Source organism: Psychrobacillus lasiicapitis (assembly GCF_006861795.1).
In the GTDB taxonomy this organism is placed as follows: domain Bacteria; phylum Bacillota; class Bacilli; order Bacillales_A; family Planococcaceae; genus Psychrobacillus; species Psychrobacillus lasiicapitis.
Genome location: NZ_VDGH01000009.1, coordinates 174597 through 195090 on the forward strand (window position 1 = coordinate 174597; position 20494 = coordinate 195090).

Below are 20494 nucleotides of genomic sequence, written 5' to 3' on the forward strand. Positions count from 1 at the left end.
TTAAATTATCGTTTAACCACTTAAATATATAAATATACTCCAATCGAGGACTTCATTTTAAGAAGTCCTTTTTGGAGTTGACTGCAAAAAAAGGAACAACCAAAAAGTAACGGATGTCCAAATTGAACACCCCAGAGCCCAAATTTAAAGGTTGGTGGTTTCTTCATATAAATTTATGTCGATGTCGTGTTTATTCATTAAATCCATTACAAAATGTAATCCTCGTAATTCCTCGTCATTCATACTTTTTATTTTTTCTATAGCTTTGACTAATACTTCACGTGGTACTTTGTGTTCTAATGCGTCTACTATAGTGTCTAATTTTTCCTTCTGTTCGTCAGTCATTAAGCTACACCTCATTTATTCTGTCGCGGTTACATCTATTATGTCGTCTAATTGAAATGTATGCAATCCGAATGGATCATCTAATTGTAATGTGCGCCGATATAAATCTACGTTTTCTATCATCCCACCTCTCACATTAGTTCTTCCGTCCTCCCAAATTTTTAATATCACTTCACACTTTCTTTTAATCCCAATGTTTATTGTTTCTTCAATTGCATGCCCTAACAGTGGGGGTGACTTAAGAAAAATTAACATATTTTTTTGTTAACAACTTGTGCAAAAGAAAAGGATTACTTGAAACTATGGCGAATATGTTAGTTTATAGGTATATTAAACTAAAGTATTAATAAATTGCGGAAAGAGGGAAATTGCATGTATTGTTCTAGTTGTGGAGAAAAACAACCTGAAAAATCTAACTTTTGTTCCAGATGTGGAAACGGATTAATAAATAAAAGTGATTCGATGGAAGATTTAAAACAAATACATATCAATCAATTACTTTCTATTAATAAAGCTAGGAAATCGCTCCTTATTTCTTTTATAGCTGTTTACTTTCTTCTCTTTTTAATTTTGGCTTTTAGAGAATATGAACCATATTATTATGTTAGTTTTTTTCCATATGGTCTATTTCAAGTTCTAATGATATTATCTGCAATTTTGTTTGCGTTTTTTTCTTATAAGCTATCAGGACTATTAAGGAAAAAAACTTCATTAATTATTATTTACACTCTTATTGCCCCATTTATGCTTATTAATTTTATTCCCTTAATAGGGCTTTTAGCAGACTCGAAAAAACTAATCAATACTATTTAAACTCCCTCGGTTCGTAAAATGTACTCTTACGAACTAGTACAAATAATTTATAGTGCGGTTTTTCAAATTGAGATAAAATGATTTTTAAAAGTTTAGATATCCAAGTATTCAACTAATACAGCAAGTAAAAGTCACCTCACTATTTTTTTTTTTAGAGGTGATTTTTTATTGGATAATTAAGTTTGAACGCCATAAAGATTGTGTGTAAAGTAAATTCAGAAGAGTGATAACCCACTATTAACTAGGTTTCCTTATGTGTTTTGCAATCGCACTTGATTATTGATGATTATAGACGGTTGTTAGTCAGAAAATTGCTAAATGAGATTACCAAATTTTATGATATACTCACTTTGAGGTGATTAATTATGGAAGATAAAACATTAAAGAGGGCTATTGAAACGGCAGGTTGTTGGTTTGTGGCACATTATATTACAGAGGTACTTGATAATTATCCTCGTCTAGAAATGGATCGTGCTTTTAAAAAAAAATTTACTCAAACTATTTTTGAAAAAGAACAAAGAGACCGAACCATTGGAGGTACACAGGCAAGAGTAAGTGCTTTAATGAAGGTTGTTCGTATGAATAAGGTTATTGAAGCAATGGAATACATTATTCAGTCAAAAAGATTGAATCAAGCAGACCCGAAGTCCGTAGAAATGGCGAAGGAAATACTTAAAAAGCTTTGTTCATAGTCTTTTGTACCTATTCTCGAACAATTCAGATATATTCGTAGAATAGGATGCGAGAAAGCCTTGTAGTAAGCACTAACAGTCTTATTTTATTCTTTTATTTGTGAAAGGACAGTATCTGCGACTTAGAAAAGAAGTGATGCTGTAAATTGAATGATGGGGGATGTATTATGGCAAAGGTGTTTTATGACGTTATCGGAGATCGCGATAATGTATATAATGCAGCAAATGAATGGAAAGAAAACTGCTTGTTGCAAGATCGTTCATTATTTAATGAAAATCATACACTATGGACATTGGAAAATTTGAAATTATTAAAAAATAGATTTAATGACAGTCCAATGTATTCTGGACAATTGACGTTTGATAAAAAATTTGAAATGCAATTACAAGGTGCACCTCAAGTGATTTATCAACTAGCCATGGAGATCATGTATGTTTATTATTTATTTCCATATTCAAAAACCGTGAGTTACCGTACTAAGCTGCTAAAACTTAAAGATATTGCAAGCTGGGGAGAAGTTCCTTACGATAACAAGCATCCATTATTAAAGGATTTAGAATTAGGGATTGGTGCAACAGGTACATATTATAATACAGCAAAATTTGAGGAGATTTCCTATATTATTCAGTTTGCAACCACGATTAAGCTCATGTCTGTTGAAGAGCGACATAACGTGCTAGACGATCCATGGGAGTTAAAGAAAGTTATTGCGGACACAAAAAACATAATTGGGAAAAATGTACAAGTACAACATATAATATCACATCTAATTGCTCCCGATTATTTTGAATGTATGGCAAGTGCAACTCATAAATCATTAATCGTGAAAAGTTTTTATGATAGTATTCGTAATGAAAATGAACCAGATATAGATAAGAAATTGTATGAAATTCGCGAAACCTTAGAAGCTGATGGACAGTATAATCCTGTGAACTTTTATCATAATAAAATGATTTATGATATGTGGAAACCTAATCCGAAAAAAAATCCCAAAATAATACCACAACCATTACCACAACCTGTAGATGATAATTTTGACTTAAATATTTCAACCTTGGGAAATCTCGTATTTGAAAATGAGGGAATATTGTTAAATCAAATTCAAACGGCATTAAAGAGTGGTAAACATATTATTTTAACTGGTCCCCCAGGTACAGGGAAATCAAAACTAGCGACTGAAATTTGTAATCAAATTGGAATATCAAACAAGCTTGTAACAGCGACATCTAATTGGACAACCTACGATACCATAGGTGGCTATAAACCAACTAAAAATGGAGAGCTATATTTTGATTCTGGTATATTTCTAGAATGCTTCAAAAACAAAGAATTTATCAATCTAAATGAGTGGTTAATTATTGATGAAATTAATCGAGCGGATATCGATAAAGCATTTGGACCTTTATTTTCAGTGCTATCAGGGGATGAGGTAACACTTTCCTACGAAATGAAAGACGGGACTCCAATTATATTAAAACCTGAAAGTAAAGTGAATGGTGACATTCAAAAGAATGAGTTCGTTGTTCCGAATGATTGGCGAATTATCGGTACAATGAACACCATTGATAAGTCGTCATTATTTGAAATGAGCTATGCATTTATGCGCCGTTTTGCCTTTATACCAGTAGGTGTACCGAAGTACATTTCACCACGTTTAGTAGATGAATATCTGGATGCTTGGTCTATTCAAAATTATATTCATACGGAAACGTTAACTACACTCTGGGAGCTTATCAATCAATACCGTAAGATTGGGCCAGCAATTGTCCGTGATATTGCAAATTATACTGCAGAAAGCGAAGATTTCACGTCAGCAATAATATTATATGTGCTGCCTCAATTCGAAGGGTTAAATGATTATAAGATTAAAGACTTTGTCGCTCAGTTAAGTGTCAAGTTAGGCGACTTGATAGCAGAGGACCTTTTAAAGGATTTTATCGAAGACTTTTTCCAAATTGGTGTTGTAGATGAAGTATGAGTGGATGATTGATGAAGTAAGTAGCTATCTCTATGGATACTTAAAAGATGGGGTCATTCAAATAGACTCTTTTATTCATAAAGCGCATTTTTCCATCGACCGACTCCAAGATTTGTTAAAACTGAGGTTCATTAAGAACAAGCGTACACTTATATTTATGAATTCATTAGAGGGTGCATTAGGTTCAATTAAATCATCAACAGATTCGAATACGCTGGAAAGTTATCATGAGGTACGTGGAGAAATATTATGGGAAGAAACGCTCCAAAGACGTTTGCAAACAAATCCGAAAGATAGTTTTCGATTTATTACTCGTGAAACGGAGCGTACGTTTAACACCGATGAAAACTTAGTATTAAAAGAGCTACTGGTTAAGTTGTATAATTATTGTTTCGATGATCAATTCCTAAACATTTTTGCATCCCGACCTTGGTATGAAGAAGTGCTGAATAATCGGGACTTTGTTGAGAAGGCGTTATACCAAAATGTGTATGTATCCAGAATTGTACGAAAAAACGTTTCAGATAGAACAATTAATAAAGTGAAATCTCATCGAAAGAAGATTTATAGAGAGGCAGCTCATCTCTTGTTTTTTATTCGGAAAATAGAACAGGAAGATTTTACTCCTGAACAATTAACTGAAGTACTGCATGAGTTTTTTATCATACCTACAAATGAAGATGTTTTGTTCGAGCTGTACTGGATTGTTCAAATTTTAAAACAGCAAAACAATGTAACTTATTATTTAATGGATGGAACAAACTCGAAGGTTGCAAGCTGGGCAGATGGTGAATTTGATGTTCATTTGTATCATAATTCTACAGGTTCCAAGTTTGTGAAATTTCAAATTCATATTGATGAATTAGCGGATAGTGCCAACCCATATTTGATCCATAAAATGCAATCGATTCATCAATATAGAGAATTAGCAAAAACATTTTTTAACGTAGATAAGTCTGCGATTTATTGGGGTGGTAGACCAGATATTTTGATTGAAAAAGTTGATCGCAAAATGAACCGGTTAGATAGCCTTGTGATTGGGGAGATAAAAAACACACAGAAAATGGACTATGTATCAAAAGGTTTAAGCGAGCTAATTGATTATATGTATCTGGTAAAAAATGATCGAGGTCAATACTTAGTTGATACGAATGTACAAATTAAGGGTTTACTTTGTGTTGGTGCAATAGAGTTAAAAGAAGTAGAAAAAGAGAAGATAAAAGTGGCAACCTTGTTTACAAAGGACTTACTAATTTAAAGTTTTTTTAAAATTAAAAGAAGTACTTTTAGTAAAATGAAAATAATATCATTGAAAAAAGGTTGTGCTCAACGAATGGTTAAATTAACGACCAGGACAATCCAAGAACAAATTGTTTTAATTGGTAGTCAACTTGGTTTTCAAGCTTTTCGAGAATATTCCTTTACAAATATACCAGGTATGTATGCACCAAGATATGATGTTGTTTGGTTATTAAATGTCTCAGAACTTAATGTGGAAAAGGTTGCAGATATCCCATTAATTAATGAAAAATATATTCCATTTGCAGCATTTGAGATTGAAGGCTCAACAACGTCTTCCAAAAATCAATTAGGTAATATTGGAAATTTAAAACTTTCTCCTTGCTATTTTAACTTTTTGGTTGTCAATAATGCTGCAGCTGCAAAAGAAAATGATACATATAGGCGTGCTATAAAAATCGTACGTACGATTCAAAAGGTAATGGGAGAGCGTCCCTTATTTCTATTTGATGCATGTATGTTGAAGGATTTACCAACATTCAGTAAAACTTTGATTATTGGAAAATCAGATGAAAAATTACGATTAAAGGGTTCTGGTGGAGAAAAAGACTCAATTATAGTAGCTAAAAGTTTATTCAATAAACTTCAACAGTCAAATTTACAAATTGAATATGATCGTACCCCTGACTATTTTAAATGGGCGTTTCATCTAGAGAAAGAATTTATGCCATCTAAATATTTTACTTTAGATCCCATTACATTTGAACAAAAACCTTTGAAACAAGATGGCCAGTATTTCTATAAACCTAAAATTGATATAGCGGTTGGCTTTCAAATAGGTGAAGGATTTATCGATTTCTTAAGGGAAATCGCCATACGATTAAAAAGTGATGCGATTCATTTTCCTCTTTTAAAGTATCTGCTAGATAAACAAATTAGGGAAATGTATTTCCCACTGCTTGGTATTGAAATTGAAATGAAAGAGTCTAAACATGCTTTAGGTGGTCTAATGAATCTAACAAACTTTCACCAATATGGTTGGTTGGTAGCTCCAGTATCGATGGGACCATATATTGAAACGTATAAGCATCATCTAGGCATGCAAAATATAGAGCATATTAAGCTGGAGGAATTATAATAATGCAAATTTTATTAGTACAACCCTATGAAGATTATCAATATAATTATCAAAATCTTTATGATGAAGTGTTGGATATCATTAAACATCAAAAAGTTGACTTAGTGGTTTTTCCAGAAGCTTTTATTCAGTTGGAAAATGAAGAAGATCCATGGTCATTCATAGAAAATATAGCAGATTTTTTGAACAAACCAGTCTTACTAGGATTCTCTATGCCTGATGGTTCAGAAAGAGCTTATTATTTGAATTGGGAACCAAAAGAAGGGGAAACGGAGGAGAAATTCTATATTAAACATTCAACGGCTAGAAAAACACTATTTGATTTTGAGCTAACAAATGAAGAACAGCAGATGATGTACACACCGGTAATCCTAAATGGTAAACGTATTCAACCATATATTTGTCATGATATGTTTTTTCCATTAGTAACGGAACGCTTAGAAAAACAAGGTGCAGACATATTGATAAATCTAACGGGTGGCAATGTAAAAATGTCCAAATGGTGTAACATCTTAAAAGGGCGCTCTATCGAACTTAATTCGTATGTTTTTTGTACAATGGGCAATCGGATAAACATGAATCAACCTTCTGATCGTATTGGTTATTACCAAGGACAGAAATTACGAGCATGCTACACAAAGGGTAACGGGGAAGAGGAACATGCTTATAGTATTTTTTCAATAGCAGATAAGCAAGTTTACTTAGATGAGATGTCCCCTTATTATAGCGATAAGATGTATGACCAATTTACAGTAGGTACTAATAGACTCTCCGATTGTATAATTGACATTACTTCTTGTACGATCAAATCTACTTTACAAAATAGATCAGATGATGAAGAGTACTCACTTATCCTTATAAAAGGGAAAGAAAATATACAAGTGCATATAGTTAACTATGAAGATTTATATGATAGAACATATTTGTATAAGGTGAAGCAAAGTAGAGATGCTCATCAAATTTTTGTGTACATCACTAGTGATAAAGTTGATTTAGCTACAACCATTGCTTTATTGAAGCTGAGAGTCATAGAGAACAGAATTGCGGCGGTAGTGGCTACCCCTGACCTGTTAATAGGCGCAAAAACTAATCGATATAAAGATGTACAGTTATTTGAAGGTAAAGATAATCAAATTGGATTTGATTTACAACATATGTATGGCACTTCCAGTATCTATCAAAAGAATGGAAATAGTATGATGGGGATTGTGGAAAAACACAAAAAAAAATATGAAGGTTTATTATCGAACGAAATAAATATTTGACACCAAAGCACTTTTTAGATGAGAAGTGAATTCAATATGGATAATTCGGAAGTACTTTTTACCAAATTATTAGACGAAATCCTACGTCAGTTAAAATTTGTAGATCTTAATTAGATATGCGGGATGAACGAATTGCATCGGCATAGTTATGCGAATTAATAAATATGTACGATGAAATTCTTTATTAAAAGAAGTGAAATAGTAATAGAAAGTAGGAGGGAGTACTGATGGATTTTAAAGATTTTCTAATGAAAGAATATAAACTAGGAAAAAAATCGGCTGATGATTATGCAAGTCGTTTTAACGGAATATTAGAAAGAGGGATTTATAAGGGGGAATCTCAAATTACTCCTAGCATGGAAGCAACCATTGAAAAGGAATTTGAAAAATCAAGTGGTCATTATATTCTAGCTCTAAGACGCCACATTGAATTTCAACAGAAGAATTTTACTAAATAAACATCTAATTAAGTTATTCAACTCCTGTGATCTCAAGATAATGAAAAGTAAAAAGGTGTAAATCCACACAGACAAGAAATTAAATTTATTAACATATTATTAAATAATTACCTTATGTTATGGAGACTATCATGAGTACTATAAAAAACATATTGACCTTTGGTGCATATGGGCGAATCGAAGAAGCAGTGGAAAAGTATAACAAAGTTAAGAAGCGATATAACTCTAGATTGTATAAAATGAAATTAAAAAGCCGCGAAGTGGATGCTGTGCTAGAAACAGTAGTACGAGTGAAAATTGAAGCGATAAAAAATCTTAATACATTTAAGGAATTTTCAGTAGGAAATATTGAAAACACGTTATATAAGTCAAATAAATTCAAATCAGCAGACTTCAAACACATAAATCAAACTTTGGAAAAAGGTCAACTGGCTTTGACAGCATCGGTTGGTGCAGCTGTTGGCGCAACAGCTGGAGTTGGAACCGCTCTTGCTACTTGGGGACTAGCTTCGACATTAGGAACAGCATCTACAGGCACAGCTATATCAACTTTATCTGGTGCAGCGGCAACAAAAGCAACATTAGCTTTGCTTGGCGGTGGATCAGTAGCAGCTGGTGGTGGCGGAATTACGGCAGGTGCGGCAGTACTTGGTGGTATTGTTGCAATTCCAGCTCTAGTAGCACTAGGAGTTTTCAGCCATTTAAGCGCAAAAAAGAAAATTGCGGAAATAGAATCTGCAATATATAAGATGAAAATTAATATGTATAAAATGGACACAAACATAATTCGGTTAAAAGAAATCCAAAAAAAGTCAAATAAGTTAATCCGATTAATTAAGAAAAAATCCAAAAACCTAAAGTATGAGTTATACATTGCAAACCGAATTGTAAACGGAGAGATGAGTAAAATAACTAGTTTTTATCATCAAATAAGGACTACTATTTTCAACAGAAGTGTCACAAAACTAGCAAATGAGATTTCAATATTAATAGATACGCCGATTTTCAATGAGGATACTGAAAAAGATCATTTAAATAAAACGTATAACCAAAAGAATGCTACCCCTTACATTATTTTAGCTGTTTTTTTAATAGCGGTTGCTCTATATATTCTTTCTGTACCTATGAATAAAGACATTTTCCCTTTTAATACATTTTTAAAAGACGAAATGGCACGCGCAGTTAATACCATTAATGAAAGTAATTTAAATGAAGATTATGATGATGTTTTAGAACAAGCTGAACGATTAACACAAGCTGTAGAAAGTGGAGACATAGAGCTTGTTAAATCAATACTAAATGCAGGAGTAGACCCTAATATAGATGCTTATGAAAGTCCTTCTGCTTTAAAAATAGCAAAATACAATGGTTATAATGAAATCGCGGACTTGTTAACTGAAGCAGGTGCAAAAGGCGAGTATGACGATCAAATTATAGATTTAGTTAATGCTATAAATAATGGAGAGAACGACTACATAAAATTGCGATTAGAAAGCGGTCTAGATCCAAATAGCATGGATGAAGATGGTACAACATTATTAATTTTAGGTGTACTTTATCAAAACTTAGAGGCTGTAAAGTTACTCTTGTCTGCAGGTGCTGACCCGAATTTTGACTCTAATCCAGATGGGAGTACGGATTTTACTCCTCTTATGTACGCTGCACAAAATGGTAATAAAGAAATTCTAATTACTTTGATTGAAGCTGGAGCAGATGTAAACAAAATTGAGAGTGATACAGCTTTAATTTGGGCTATTAGAGAGGGGCGTGCGGAGATTGTTAAAGAACTCATAAACCAAGGAGTTGATGTCAATCCTTCAATCGATAGCTATTCACCATTAAATGAAGCAGAATATTATGGGAATGGTGATATTATTGAACTATTAAAACAAGTAGGAGCTAAGAATTATTAATAAAAGAAGGAGAGGGTAATCCTCTCCTTCTTATTTTAATTCAGATAATAATTGAATAATCATCTCTGAATATATAACGGAGTAGATAAGCCTAAAGAAGTTTCTGCAATACGTTTGTTATAGTACTCAAAGGTTCCACACTTTCAAATTCTTTATGCTATAGAAGTGATTACGGCCATTGGAATGTACCACCTCTGACATAGTTTTTACCACCGAATGACAAAGAATGACAGACTGTTTACCACTGCAATCTATCTGATGATAAAAGATATAAAACCATAGTTTTGAGAATAAAAATGTTATAAAAAATTGATTGATTTTCAATAAGACCAGTCTTCTGCAAACGGTCCAGATTAACTCTTGTATTATGTAGTAGACTTATACTGCGCAGCAACAAATTTTAAGTTTGGCACTGTTACTGCTTAGTACATTTGTAACAATGAGTTCGAAAAAAGAGGATTTGCTTCAAAGGTACCATATCCAAACATGGTACTTTCTTTTTTAGAGTAATTATTTCATATTTATGAATAATTAGAACAATAAATTGTTATTTTCTGTTATCATTTTAGTATGAAGATTGGTGAGATTGTGAAAATTTTCACTTAAAATAACGATTCAGGATAGTGAAACAAGGGGAAATAAATTGATTCACAATTGTAAACGCCTGGATTACATGATTCAAGCGTTAAATTTTTTTAATTATCAACATAGTTATTTAACAGAGCCTTCTTTTAAAAAGTAAAAATCATGAAACTATTTTGTTTGGTTCATTTAATGCCAGCATAGTTCATCCAAGAGAAATCTTTAAACTTCTCATAAGAAAAAGTTGTGCATCCGCTATTGTGGTATTTTGGTGCTGTGCGATTATTATTCATTCTTTTATGTTCAGATCTACTTGTGGCGGGTTAGGGTATAATTCATTAATTAGTAGTACCAGAGCTTCGTTCAATTCATATCGTTCAATTTTCCCTTTGTACTCTAAATTACGGATGTAGTTAATAGCACTATCTTGGTTATCGAATACGCGATTCTCTTGTTTTGGTAATGTAGATGTAAGATGAAGATCATTTAGCCTATCAAAAAAATTAGGAAAACCCTCTGCTGAAAGAAACTTGTTAAAAGACTCTCTCATATCTTTCCTCATGTAGCTGGCTTCATTTTCAGGATGTGTAATTTCTCTTATGGCTTTTATCGCTTCGCCATTCAAGCCCATATAAGAACACGCCTTCTCCAATGAAAATGAATCTTCATCAGTTTCACCAGTGAGATAGCCAACATCTAGACGAAAGAAATCTGCAATTAAAAGCATAGTATTGTATTTTGGAAAGCCGACTTCTCCATTTTTAATTTTGGCTCCTGTATTCATCCATCGGCTAACATCTTTTTGGCCATAACTAGTTCCATATTTATTGTTTAAGGCTTCAGCAAAGGATGCTTGAGTATATCTGCCTGCATCCATACACTTTTGTAATCTAATTTTCCAGTACGTCGCCTTTTCTTTTAATAAGTCATTCATGTTATAACAATCCTCCATTTAAGACAAATTATATCCCGTGTGTAAGTCTTGTGCAACTTGAAACTTCGCGCTACTATTATATTAGAGAAATCGAGAAGAACAGCAGAAAGTCGAGGAGGTTCCAACATGGAGACCCAATTCATACCCAATCAGAAATTAACTGGGGACGTAAGAAAAAATAAGAACAAAAGCTTTTTTGAAAAAGCTAAAGAACATAAGAAGGAAATAGTAACTGGAACAGCAATTGTGTTTTCGGTGATGGGAGCGATCCTTGTTGTTAAAAACAGAGCAGTTATCAAATCAGCCATCAAGTCATCGCTCGTAGAAGAAGCCTTGACAAAGAGTATAGAAACGAAAACTAATGTCAGTCCATTAGTTTTAGAGCCTATTGAAAAAAGTATCATAAATAAATTTCCAATTGATAATAAGATCAACGTTAGAGAACATATTCGAAATCTTCCTAAAGGCTGGAATCCGTCGATTAACAAAGTGGAATTAGCATCAAAATATGGATATTCGTTAGAAGGACATCAAACATGGGTAAACGCTTATACAAAGGCATCTGCCTGAGTAAAGAATAAGATGTGAGGAGTGAAATAATGGATATATGTGAAAACTGTCAACAATCGTTGTCTGGCGGCGTTTTAACTCTTCCTTGGGAAGATGGAGATAATGCTCATGCATACGTCACATGCCCGCACTGTGGACATGAGAATATTAAATACGGTTTTGGCGGAGATGATGACTAGAGGTAATTTCTCGTCTTGAAAGGAGAAAAATAATATGATATGCCCAAGATGCGGAGAGCATTTTAATGTAAGCGAAACTAGATCATGGTTTAATTATTATTATAGTGGAAGTGCTGAATGGAATTATGATAATGATCTATCAGAACGTTTATGTAAAGATTGTGCCGAGGACGATGTAAATTCTAGATGGATGGATGGAACACTTAAAGCTGCTGATGGGGACCCGCCTCCAGAAAGTCAGAAAAAATGGTGGAATTTAAAAAAATAAGCATTTTCTTCATAGGCCATTTATAACATTGATATAAGAATGTAGAGAACGCATTTACCAAAACTTGCGGTGAATGCGTTTTTTTGCAGGGGGGTTATAAGATATTTTTGTCTTTATAGAAAAAGATTTAGGTGTAGTTGAACCTAAGGCGGATGGATTTATCCGCTTTGAAAAATGCCTTTATGTATCCTTTCAGTAATGGCTTACTAGAAGGTCACGTTAATCGACTAAAGATGATTAAGCGTATGATGTATGGTCGTGCAAAGTTGGATCTCTTAGAAATACGTGTACTCTATCACCTCTAACTACTTTATTAAAATAATGATAGATTTTATCAATACATAAACTCGATACCTTTCACCAAAATTACGTAAGAACCTATTTAAATTAGCATTTATAAATAGCTAGCTCTTGATTAAATTTTACACCATTGCAAAGTAAGCGGTAACCCACAATCTTATTACAGGAGCCACTTCCGTTATAGTAAATAAATTTCCATGTATTTTTTTACAACAAAGTATGAACACAAACATTATAAATAAGTAAATATAATCTATTTAAAAGTGTACTTTTCTGAACAGGCGAAAATTATTGTATCACTCTGTTTTAAAGAGACAAGCTTTACAAGCATCTATTATTAAATTGATAATATGGTATAATTGTCTCGATTGATTTAATAGTCAGATGGAACTAAATATGAAAAATTCATTTAGAACGGGGTAGTAAAAGTGAAAAGGTTTTGTTTATTGGTACTAATTTTAATAGTAACCCTTATCTATTTAACTGGGTGTAGTGAAGGGAATAATCCGTCTTCCAAAAACGAATTCTCTGGGCATTCGAAAAACATAGATGATTTACCCCAACAAGAGGAAAATATAGTGGACGATGTGAATTTAGATTATATAAATTGGTTTCGTAACCATTCAGAAACAATTCTTCGGACCTCGACAGAGGAGGTTGCAAATAGTATTGGCAATTATAATAGCAATGATTTAACAAACACCATGAATAAAATTGAAGAGTTAATTAATCAGGCTAATTCTATGGACTTTTCTGATCCAACTGGAGAGCTGAAAATTATTCACTCAAAATATTTGGATTCTTTGAGTGTTCTTGAAGAAACTACTACAATAGCGGAAAGTCTTTTTTTAGAAAGTGGTGCGATAGATGAGGAACAACGTAAGTTACTTACAAATACTATCCTTAATTGGCAAAGGGAATTAATGCCTGTAATATGTCTATAAATCCATTTTTAGGAATATTACAATACTCGGATGAAATTGTTAAGAGTCCAAATCCTATTAATTATACTAAAAGAGCTGAAAATTACGAAGCTGCTTCACTCTATAAACAAGCATTAGCTGATTATCAAAAAGCTTCGGACCTATTGCCGGAAAGTGAATATTTAAAAAGCAAAATTAAGGAAATGGAGCTTGTTAAATAGAAATCTTGAAATATAAAATTCTATACTTGATAGTTAGTTGAATGGGCGGCATGTTATGAGAAACGAGTGCGTTTCAACTGTAAGTGCAGATACCTGGAATGAAAAGGGGGAAGTAACCACTTAATTATTAATTCCTTATTTAAATAACAGGTACCGATTATATAAATATTCTTTGTCGCAAACTTGTCGCAAAAACACGCGATACCAAGCAAAAAAGGATATAACACAACCTAACAGAAAAAAACAGAAATATTAATATACTGGGTTTTAAAGGATATAACGAAACGTAAAAATAACCACTCCATCAAATTTGAGAAGTGGTGGTTTAAAACTTTTTTATGAAAGTACGACCAAGGCTGCTTTCCTTTTAAATGATTTCATCAAACTAGTTTAACTTTCTAAGGGTTAGTTCTAGTTGCGACATATTAATAATTCAAATTTTATTATTCAAAAGAATGGAAGAGTTCAATTTCACTTTGTGTTGCTGGTTTTTTGAAATACCTACTAACCCACCTTCCATTCCAAACACCTTGTATTTTACCGTCCATTAAGAACATTGTTTTACATTTGAAAATTTTGGTTGTTGCTGTAGAAAAGTCTACATCTAAACAAATTACTTGGATAATATGTTTCTCCGTGATACCTTCAAAATTTACTTTTTCATTTACAAAGTATTGCATAGAAGTTCTCCCATCCTACAACTGATATTTTCACATTCCTTAATCAATTACATCATAGCAAATATGTTGGGATTTCCATAAGGCTGCAATGATTTTTGAAGTATTCCAAACGTAAGGGATACAAAAGAAATTAAAAAGGGAAAAGGCTGTTATTGTTTAAAAATTTGATCGAAACTTTTAAAGTTATTTACTATCCCTTCATTATATTCAACCCACTTTTCTTTTTCTCTCTCCACTGCCCGATTTTGCCATTCAAACCAAACGATGGAACATTCACTACAATGACTCTCTACACCACTATTATTGTGCATATCTCTACGTATAAATAAGGTCCTTTTGCGACAGCAGTAGCAATAAATTATTTTATCATCACTTTTTTTTATTATTAACATAAAGATCAACCTCCAATATACAATATTTATTGTCTAACACTTTGTTATTTATTCTTTAGTACATAATTTTCCCATTTTGGAAATAGGATTACTTAACAAATGTGTGCCAAAAATTGTGGTTTCCAAATTTGTGAGTAATTTATAATAATTACTTGTATAATTAAAAAACGAATAATCCATATTGGAAAAATCATTTTTAAAGGCAACTGAATCTTGCATCCCAGATGAGCCAGTAGTGCGCTAAATTAAGCCATCGATTGCGGAGAATAAACCCACCCTTTGCGTACATGAGAGCTGACTACTCAAATTCGGTTAGAATCGTACTTACAATGAGTGTACTAAGGTATACGCCATCGAAGCCAGGCTTTATATCGAGCAGCGGGCATGATAGTCTCGTTTGACAGAGCCAGCTAGATTAAGGTGGTTCTCTGGCGCAAGTTTCATGCCCGCAGAGAGGCTCGATGTCAACCCATCCGAGCTAATGATAGCCCATTAAAAGATGAACAAAACCCATATAAAAGGTAAAATGGTACTCTCCCCGCAACAGCTGGCTCAAGCTTCCTTAGCTAGTGGCTCAAAACTCCGCGCTGCTGGTTCAAACTGTCCTTAATAATCACTAATTGACTTTTATGCCAATTAGAAGGTTAGTAGATTTGAAGGGGCATACAATGATATTTTTTGCTCTTAAATAGGAGCATCACTGTTGGAAATTTAACTTGTATGTTGCTCCTTTTTTATTTTGCACTATACATCTTATTGATGTATTGGTGACAAAATAAAAAACGATAAGTCCATTTGGGGGTTATCGTTTTTAAATTGTTGTAAGTATTATTCTATTTCATTTTTTTTCTAACGTAACTATATATATCCTCATTCTCTTTTATTTTAATGTTCTTATTTCTTGTGATATTAGATTGCACATATCCTTTAGTCGTAATTACATCAGCATGCCCCAACAATTGCTGAACCTCAGTAATATTTGCTCCAGATTCGACCATGGTAGTTGCAAAGGAGTGCCTAAGTGAGTGAACTGTAACTTTTGGTAAATTGGCTTTCTCTAAATAACTATAAAATAATTGTCTTATTTGCCACTTAGATAAGTTGAATAGATTATTATCGCTATCAATATTGTGTGTTAAACAATATTTTTGTATATCTTTTGCAAAACCAGATTTAAGAGTAATAATTTTACTTTTATTATGCTTAGTTTTGGGAACTAATATTGTGTTCTCTTCCCAATTAATATCTTTTACTTTAATATTTGCGATTTCTGATAAACGAGAACCCGTCATAATAAAAAGTGAAAATAATAGTATATCTCTTTCTAAGTTTTCACTTTCCGACACTATATAGTGAATTAGTTTTAAAATATTGTGATTGCTTAAAATAGTTGTTTTTTTATTTTTAGGTTTCAATTCACTAAGATCAAAGTCAATTTCATTCATTAGATTTGGAAAGTTATAGTTTCTCTCCAAATAAGCGAAGAAGGCTGCTAAAGCATCTCTATATCCTTTTAGAACGTAATAACCTTTATCAATGTTAGAATTAAAAAAACTGTTCAATAGTATTACATTGAGGGGTCTGAAAAAAACGAAATTATCATCACTATCATATACATCGTAAATTTTTAATAAATGTATGTTTTCTAGTGTAGAGTCGATCTTATCTGCTATTGATTTTGCAAAGATGATTAGATTATTCTTATAACCAGTTTTGGTGGCTTCTGAATAATTAGAGTTACTAAGAAAACAGTCAATTTCATTAAGTAAATTATTCAATCAAATCCCATCCTTTACAGAAAAAATATGTTCAATTAATTTTTCTAATGGAAACGGGTATTTTTCATTGACAACTTTTTGTAAATCTTTAGGTACTAATTTAGTGTAAATTATTGTAGTTGATGGACTTCTATGTCCGAGAATTTGTGTTAAATAAATAAGCTGCATATTTGCTTTTAGACAATTAACAGCAAAGGTATGCCGGAAAGAATGAACGGTAAATCTACTATCTAAATTAATTGGTTCTATTATTTTTTGGAAATTTTCTTGGATACTTCTTATTGATACAGGTTTATCTCTGTTATTTCCATGAAGCCTACTAAATAGATATCCATCTTTTGCGGAGAAAAAATCCGTTACTCCAGATATTTTTAAATACTCTAATAGAGCTTTTTTTACAAATGGATAGAGTGGAATATATCTTTCTTTATTACCCTTACCAATCGTATGAATTGAATTACCTTCAAAATCAATGTCACTAATCCTTAATTTAGATAATTCATGTATTCTTAGACCTGAACCAACAAAGGTAATGAAAATTGTTTGCCAAAGAATTGGTTTTTTATGCTTCTTAGTTTCAGAAAATATGGACTCTAATTGACTTTTACTGAAGTATCGTGGAAGAGTAGAGTATGAAATGAATTTAAACTTATAACCGAAATTTTTTGAGCAATAATCATTTTCATTAGCAAAAGTACACAATTTTTTTATAACTCTAATATAAGTGTTAATCGAACTATGTTTGAGGTTAGTTGTGCTAGTATCATTGATAAAATTATAAAAGATAATCTCGTTCAAGTCTTTGAACGGTAAATCAATATATTTATCTTCTATATAATTTTTAAACCTTTTTAAAAAACTTAAATAGTACTTCATTGTATCTTTTGATTTAATTTTTAAAAATTCATTTCTATTTAACATAGAAATAAAATCATCAATTATATGCAGGACAGTAAATGTTTGTTCTTCACTTTGATTTTTATTTTCTACTGGTGTTTTAGTGAGATATGCTAGAAAATCAGTATGATCAATTCCACTTTCATTAAGCAATTTTTTTAAGTCTGCAGTTAGGCTAATTTTCTTTCCCATACTCGTACTCCTTAAATAGATTTTCTGTAGGATCAAATTGCAACGTATTGTTTAGAAGTCTTTGTTTACTTCGATGAAGATAATGTTGGGTTGAAAACCAATGCTTGTGTCCTACTGCTTCTGAAATCTCTTTGAAGTCATTTCTATCTTCTATTGCATTAGTGATATATGAGTGTCTATAAGATCTTGCGTTTGCAATAGATTCTCCAAATACTTTGGTATTAATAGCATGCAGTATACTTGTTATGTTTTGTGGGGAAATTGGTTTACCATTTCTTTTAAGAAATAAATCATCAGTTTGTGGCATTAGTGAATCTCTGGCAATAAGATATTTCTTTAAGATCAATATTACTGTCTGATTTAGATTTAGGGTTCTTTGACTCGATTTAATAGAATTTAATGTTATTTTTCTTTCTGTAGTATTCAAATCATTAATTTTTAGATTACTGATTTCTAATGGGCGACAACCAGTATTCACCAAAACTAATAATACTGCAAGATTTCTATATCTATGAAACATATTTGGATTTTTTAAAATCGAGTCACACATTTTCAGCGTTATCTCTTTCGGTATTACAACATTGATTTGGGATGGAGTTACCATAAACTTTTTAGGTATTGAATATTTATAATCAATAATTTCTTTGTATTTTAAAAACTGTAGAAAAAGCCTGAAATTTTTTATACAGTTATATGCTGTTTCATTTTTTATTTCATTTTTCCTCACTCTTTCAATTAGAAAATTTTCGTAAACATCAATGTCAATTAAATCCAAATTACCAAATCCCTCCAATGAACTGAAATCTTTTTCAAAGAGTTCTTTTATTTGTGAACTAAATTGTTTGGTTCTGGTTAGACAAGTTCCAATCGTTGAAGCCGAATAATTCCGAGTCTTAAGATAATCACTATATTCATTCAAATATGGTGGTTCCTCAATTCTTTTTATACGCCTTTTACTGTTTTTTTTAATGTTTACTGTAGTAATTTCGTTGTTTATTGTTTCATCATAATTCAGTTTTTTCATTGATAAATTCTCCTCCTAGAACCTATTTACAAAGTTTTTTGTTTCTGTTATTCTAAAATTAAGATACTTTATTTATTTTTTTTGCTACCTTGTAAATAAGGTCAGCGGTGACGATTAAATGCAGGCCTCTGGGCTGATTGTGATTCACACTACAAGTGTGTCATCAAGTCAGTCCAGGGGTCTTTTTATGATTTTATTAAGTGTTGTGCAATCTGGAGATAAATTATTCAAGAAATCCGCGTATTATTTGGATAATACGCGGATTTCTGATTACAACTAAAAGACTCAAAAGCCTAGTGCGGCAATCAGAAACTCGTCTGTATTATCAAAGGGGGAACTTTTATCTACAAATATAAGTGTTTACGAAATGAATTAACTTTATTAAGTATAATTATAAAAAAGCGTCCCTTTTTGGGGATTCTGAAGAATAAATAAATTAGTTTTATTATTCTTATTCTGGTGAATAAAATATGCCAGATAAAAAAGTAAACAAATTAAAAATAAAATCTGATTACTACACAGACTTAGCCTTCACTGAAAGAAAAATTAATATTGCGGAATTTGAGAGAAAACATAAATGGGGAAATAATGAAAAATGGGAAGAAATGAAATATATAGCATCTACTCCTTTTTTTCTTCACTCATTTTTAACGAGTCTTAATGTTGAACAAAGATTACGTGCGGTAAAGGATCTTTACGGATACTCATTTAAGGAATTGAAAGGTTTAGGGAAATTCGGTGGATCGGTTCATAAATTTTTTAAGAACCAACAAGGCTACACTGGGGATAAAATGTTAACGGAGCAGAGAGCTAGACTTGCAATTACCTTAGATATTCCAATAATCTATATTCTAAAAGATAAGCCTACGTTTATACAAAGAGAACAATATAATTACTTGGAATATCACGAGATAGCGAAAACAATAACTTTTTCGGAGCTAAATAATATTTTGGTGCGTCCAATTCAAAGAGAGATTAGTGCATATAAAATAGAAATTAACAAGGATAACCCTTTCTACTGTGGATCAGCTTTGAGTCAAATAAATTGTAGAGTTGATTTGCATAAAACTTTCTTTTCAATAGAATTTTACCTTCACTCCCGACTTGATGTTGATTTATATTCTATAAATAGGATAGTTGAAAAATTCGATTACAAGATTTTTCGAATTATAATATCAACAGCTCTACTACGTGATACATATAAGCTTTCGCTTATTTGTACATATATCGAGGAACAAAAAGAAGATGCAAAAAACTTCTCGGAGAAATTAATTAGAATTAATAATGGTACAGTACTTTTTCCTTATAATTATGATTTTGAAAAAGTTGTCCCTTTTTAGGGATTTAAGTAAATTAATTAATGACATGGAAAACCTCCTTATATCATAAAGGAGGTTTTTTGATGTACACAAAAAAAGTTGTAAAGAAGATGGACCAAGAAAAATTAGTTAAAAGAAAGTTAGCGTTAGACATGATTGAAGAATGGATGCTAAAGCTTAAAAAAACAAGTGAATTTGACAGAAAAAATGAGTAGAACTGAAAAAGAATCTTATCCAATAGTATTAACTGCGGTTGATATATGTGAGATTTTACAAATATCGAAACCATCAGCATATGAATTAATGGATAGATATGACTTTCCCCTAATTAAAATAGGAAGGTGTAAAAGGGTTTTAAGGGATGAATTTTTTTTATGGTTAAGTAACCATTAA

The 20494-nt window shown here is 31.9% G+C and carries 25 protein-coding genes and 1 pseudogene; 18 read left to right on the forward strand and 8 right to left on the reverse strand.

Going from position 1 to position 20494, the window contains the following annotated elements:
• Nucleotides 1–144 precede the first annotated feature (144 nt).
• Both FG382_RS15820 and FG382_RS23585 read right to left on the reverse strand, forming a co-directional pair.
• The gene (locus FG382_RS15820) at nt 145–345 is read right to left on the reverse strand and encodes a hypothetical protein (protein ID WP_142539858.1); all 201 of its coding nucleotides are present in this window, start codon (nt 343–345) and stop codon (nt 145–147) included.
• A 15-nt stretch (nt 346–360) separates the two neighbouring features.
• Nucleotides 361–600 carry a YolD-like family protein gene (locus tag FG382_RS23585; RefSeq protein WP_142539859.1) on the reverse strand — a complete coding sequence of 80 codons (240 nt, stop codon included), beginning with the start codon at nt 598–600 and terminating at the stop codon, nt 361–363.
• 207 nt (nt 601–807) lie between these two features.
• Here FG382_RS23585 and FG382_RS15830 point away from each other — a divergent pair, with 207 nt between their 5' ends.
• The 9 genes and pseudogenes from FG382_RS15830 to FG382_RS23445 form a co-directional block, all read left to right on the forward strand.
• The gene (locus tag FG382_RS15830; RefSeq protein ID WP_211356410.1) at nt 808–1158 is read left to right on the forward strand and encodes a hypothetical protein; all 351 of its coding nucleotides are present in this window, start codon (nt 808–810) and stop codon (nt 1156–1158) included.
• A 365-nt stretch (nt 1159–1523) separates the two neighbouring features.
• On the forward strand, nt 1524–1850 hold the full coding sequence (locus tag FG382_RS15835) for a hypothetical protein (protein ID WP_142539861.1): 327 nt from the start codon (nt 1524–1526) through the stop codon (nt 1848–1850).
• 167 nt (nt 1851–2017) lie between these two features.
• The gene (locus FG382_RS15840) at nt 2018–3829 is read left to right on the forward strand and encodes an AAA family ATPase (RefSeq protein WP_142539862.1); all 1812 of its coding nucleotides are present in this window, start codon (nt 2018–2020) and stop codon (nt 3827–3829) included.
• Complete coding sequence (locus tag FG382_RS15845) at nt 3819–5087, forward strand: hypothetical protein (protein WP_142539863.1); 1269 nt, start codon at nt 3819–3821, stop codon at nt 5085–5087. Before FG382_RS15840 ends, FG382_RS15845 begins: the two co-directional genes overlap by 11 nt.
• A 36-nt stretch (nt 5088–5123) precedes the next feature.
• Nucleotides 5124–6206, forward strand: coding sequence for a hypothetical protein (locus tag FG382_RS15850; protein ID WP_142539864.1), 1083 nt, complete (start codon nt 5124–5126; stop codon nt 6204–6206).
• A 2-nt stretch (nt 6207–6208) separates the two neighbouring features.
• Complete coding sequence (locus tag FG382_RS15855) at nt 6209–7471, forward strand: nitrilase-related carbon-nitrogen hydrolase (RefSeq protein ID WP_142539865.1); 1263 nt, start codon at nt 6209–6211, stop codon at nt 7469–7471.
• A gap of 227 nt (nt 7472–7698) precedes the next feature.
• Complete coding sequence (locus FG382_RS15860) at nt 7699–7929, forward strand: hypothetical protein (RefSeq protein ID WP_142539866.1); 231 nt, start codon at nt 7699–7701, stop codon at nt 7927–7929.
• 131 nt (nt 7930–8060) lie between these two features.
• On the forward strand, nt 8061–9842 hold the full coding sequence (locus tag FG382_RS15865) for an ankyrin repeat domain-containing protein (protein WP_170206550.1): 1782 nt from the start codon (nt 8061–8063) through the stop codon (nt 9840–9842).
• A 755-nt stretch (nt 9843–10597) separates the two neighbouring features.
• Nucleotides 10598–10678: pseudogene (locus FG382_RS23445) on the forward strand (RadC family protein); the annotation flags it as partial.
• 35 nt (nt 10679–10713) lie between these two features.
• Here the strand turns inward: FG382_RS23445 and FG382_RS22705 are convergent.
• Complete coding sequence (locus FG382_RS22705) at nt 10714–11358, reverse strand: XRE family transcriptional regulator (RefSeq protein ID WP_170206551.1); 645 nt, start codon at nt 11356–11358, stop codon at nt 10714–10716.
• 126 nt (nt 11359–11484) lie between these two features.
• Here FG382_RS22705 and FG382_RS15875 point away from each other — a divergent pair, with 126 nt between their 5' ends.
• The 6 genes from FG382_RS15875 (at nt 11485) to FG382_RS15895 (ending at nt 13819) form a co-directional block, all read left to right on the forward strand.
• Nucleotides 11485–11928 carry a hypothetical protein gene (locus FG382_RS15875; RefSeq protein ID WP_142539868.1) on the forward strand — a complete coding sequence of 148 codons (444 nt, stop codon included), beginning with the start codon at nt 11485–11487 and terminating at the stop codon, nt 11926–11928.
• Between the two features lie 29 nt (nt 11929–11957).
• Nucleotides 11958–12107 (forward strand): hypothetical protein, encoded by a 150-nt coding sequence (locus tag FG382_RS22710; protein WP_170206552.1) that lies wholly within the window; start codon nt 11958–11960, stop codon nt 12105–12107.
• A 34-nt stretch (nt 12108–12141) separates the two neighbouring features.
• Nucleotides 12142–12375 carry a hypothetical protein gene (locus FG382_RS15880; protein WP_142539869.1) on the forward strand — a complete coding sequence of 78 codons (234 nt, stop codon included), beginning with the start codon at nt 12142–12144 and terminating at the stop codon, nt 12373–12375.
• Between the two features lie 152 nt (nt 12376–12527).
• On the forward strand, nt 12528–12680 hold the full coding sequence (locus tag FG382_RS15885) for a hypothetical protein (protein ID WP_244950541.1): 153 nt from the start codon (nt 12528–12530) through the stop codon (nt 12678–12680).
• 441 nt (nt 12681–13121) lie between these two features.
• Nucleotides 13122–13619, forward strand: a complete 498-nt coding sequence (locus FG382_RS15890) for a hypothetical protein (protein WP_211356411.1) — start codon at nt 13122–13124, stop codon at nt 13617–13619.
• On the forward strand, nt 13610–13819 hold the full coding sequence (locus FG382_RS15895; RefSeq protein ID WP_142539871.1) for a hypothetical protein: 210 nt from the start codon (nt 13610–13612) through the stop codon (nt 13817–13819). The genes FG382_RS15890 and FG382_RS15895 overlap by 10 nt, the downstream gene beginning before the upstream one ends.
• 443 nt (nt 13820–14262) lie before the next feature.
• Here FG382_RS15895 and FG382_RS15900 read toward each other — a convergent pair whose 3' ends face one another.
• The 5 genes from FG382_RS15900 to FG382_RS15920 all read right to left on the reverse strand — a co-directional run bounded on the left by FG382_RS15900 (nt 14263) and on the right by FG382_RS15920 (nt 18782).
• A complete protein-coding gene (locus FG382_RS15900) occupies nt 14263–14499 on the reverse strand; it encodes a hypothetical protein (protein ID WP_142539872.1) in 237 nt (78 codons plus the stop codon).
• Nucleotides 14500–14648: 149 nt separating this feature from the next.
• Nucleotides 14649–14810, reverse strand: coding sequence for a hypothetical protein (locus tag FG382_RS15905; RefSeq protein ID WP_244950539.1), 162 nt, complete (start codon nt 14808–14810; stop codon nt 14649–14651).
• 914 nt (nt 14811–15724) lie between these two features.
• A complete protein-coding gene (locus FG382_RS15910) occupies nt 15725–16669 on the reverse strand; it encodes a tyrosine-type recombinase/integrase (RefSeq protein ID WP_142539874.1) in 945 nt (314 codons plus the stop codon).
• Nucleotides 16670–17758: a tyrosine-type recombinase/integrase gene (locus tag FG382_RS15915; protein ID WP_142539875.1), complete on the reverse strand. Its 1089-nt coding sequence runs from the start codon at nt 17756–17758 to the stop codon at nt 16670–16672. It abuts the gene before it with no gap.
• On the reverse strand, nt 17742–18782 hold the full coding sequence (locus FG382_RS15920) for a tyrosine-type recombinase/integrase (RefSeq protein WP_142539876.1): 1041 nt from the start codon (nt 18780–18782) through the stop codon (nt 17742–17744). The genes FG382_RS15915 and FG382_RS15920 overlap by 17 nt, the downstream gene beginning before the upstream one ends.
• A gap of 470 nt (nt 18783–19252) precedes the next feature.
• Between FG382_RS15920 and FG382_RS15925 the strand changes: the two genes are divergently transcribed.
• The 3 genes from FG382_RS15925 to FG382_RS15930 all read left to right on the forward strand — a co-directional run bounded on the left by FG382_RS15925 (nt 19253) and on the right by FG382_RS15930 (nt 20494).
• Nucleotides 19253–20122: a hypothetical protein gene (locus FG382_RS15925; protein ID WP_142539877.1), complete on the forward strand. Its 870-nt coding sequence runs from the start codon at nt 19253–19255 to the stop codon at nt 20120–20122.
• Between the two features lie 62 nt (nt 20123–20184).
• Nucleotides 20185–20316, forward strand: coding sequence for a hypothetical protein (locus FG382_RS23380; protein WP_268238276.1), 132 nt, complete (start codon nt 20185–20187; stop codon nt 20314–20316).
• Entirely contained in the window at nt 20309–20494 is a 186-nt protein-coding gene (locus tag FG382_RS15930) for a helix-turn-helix domain-containing protein (protein WP_142539939.1), read from the forward strand. The genes FG382_RS23380 and FG382_RS15930 overlap by 8 nt, the downstream gene beginning before the upstream one ends.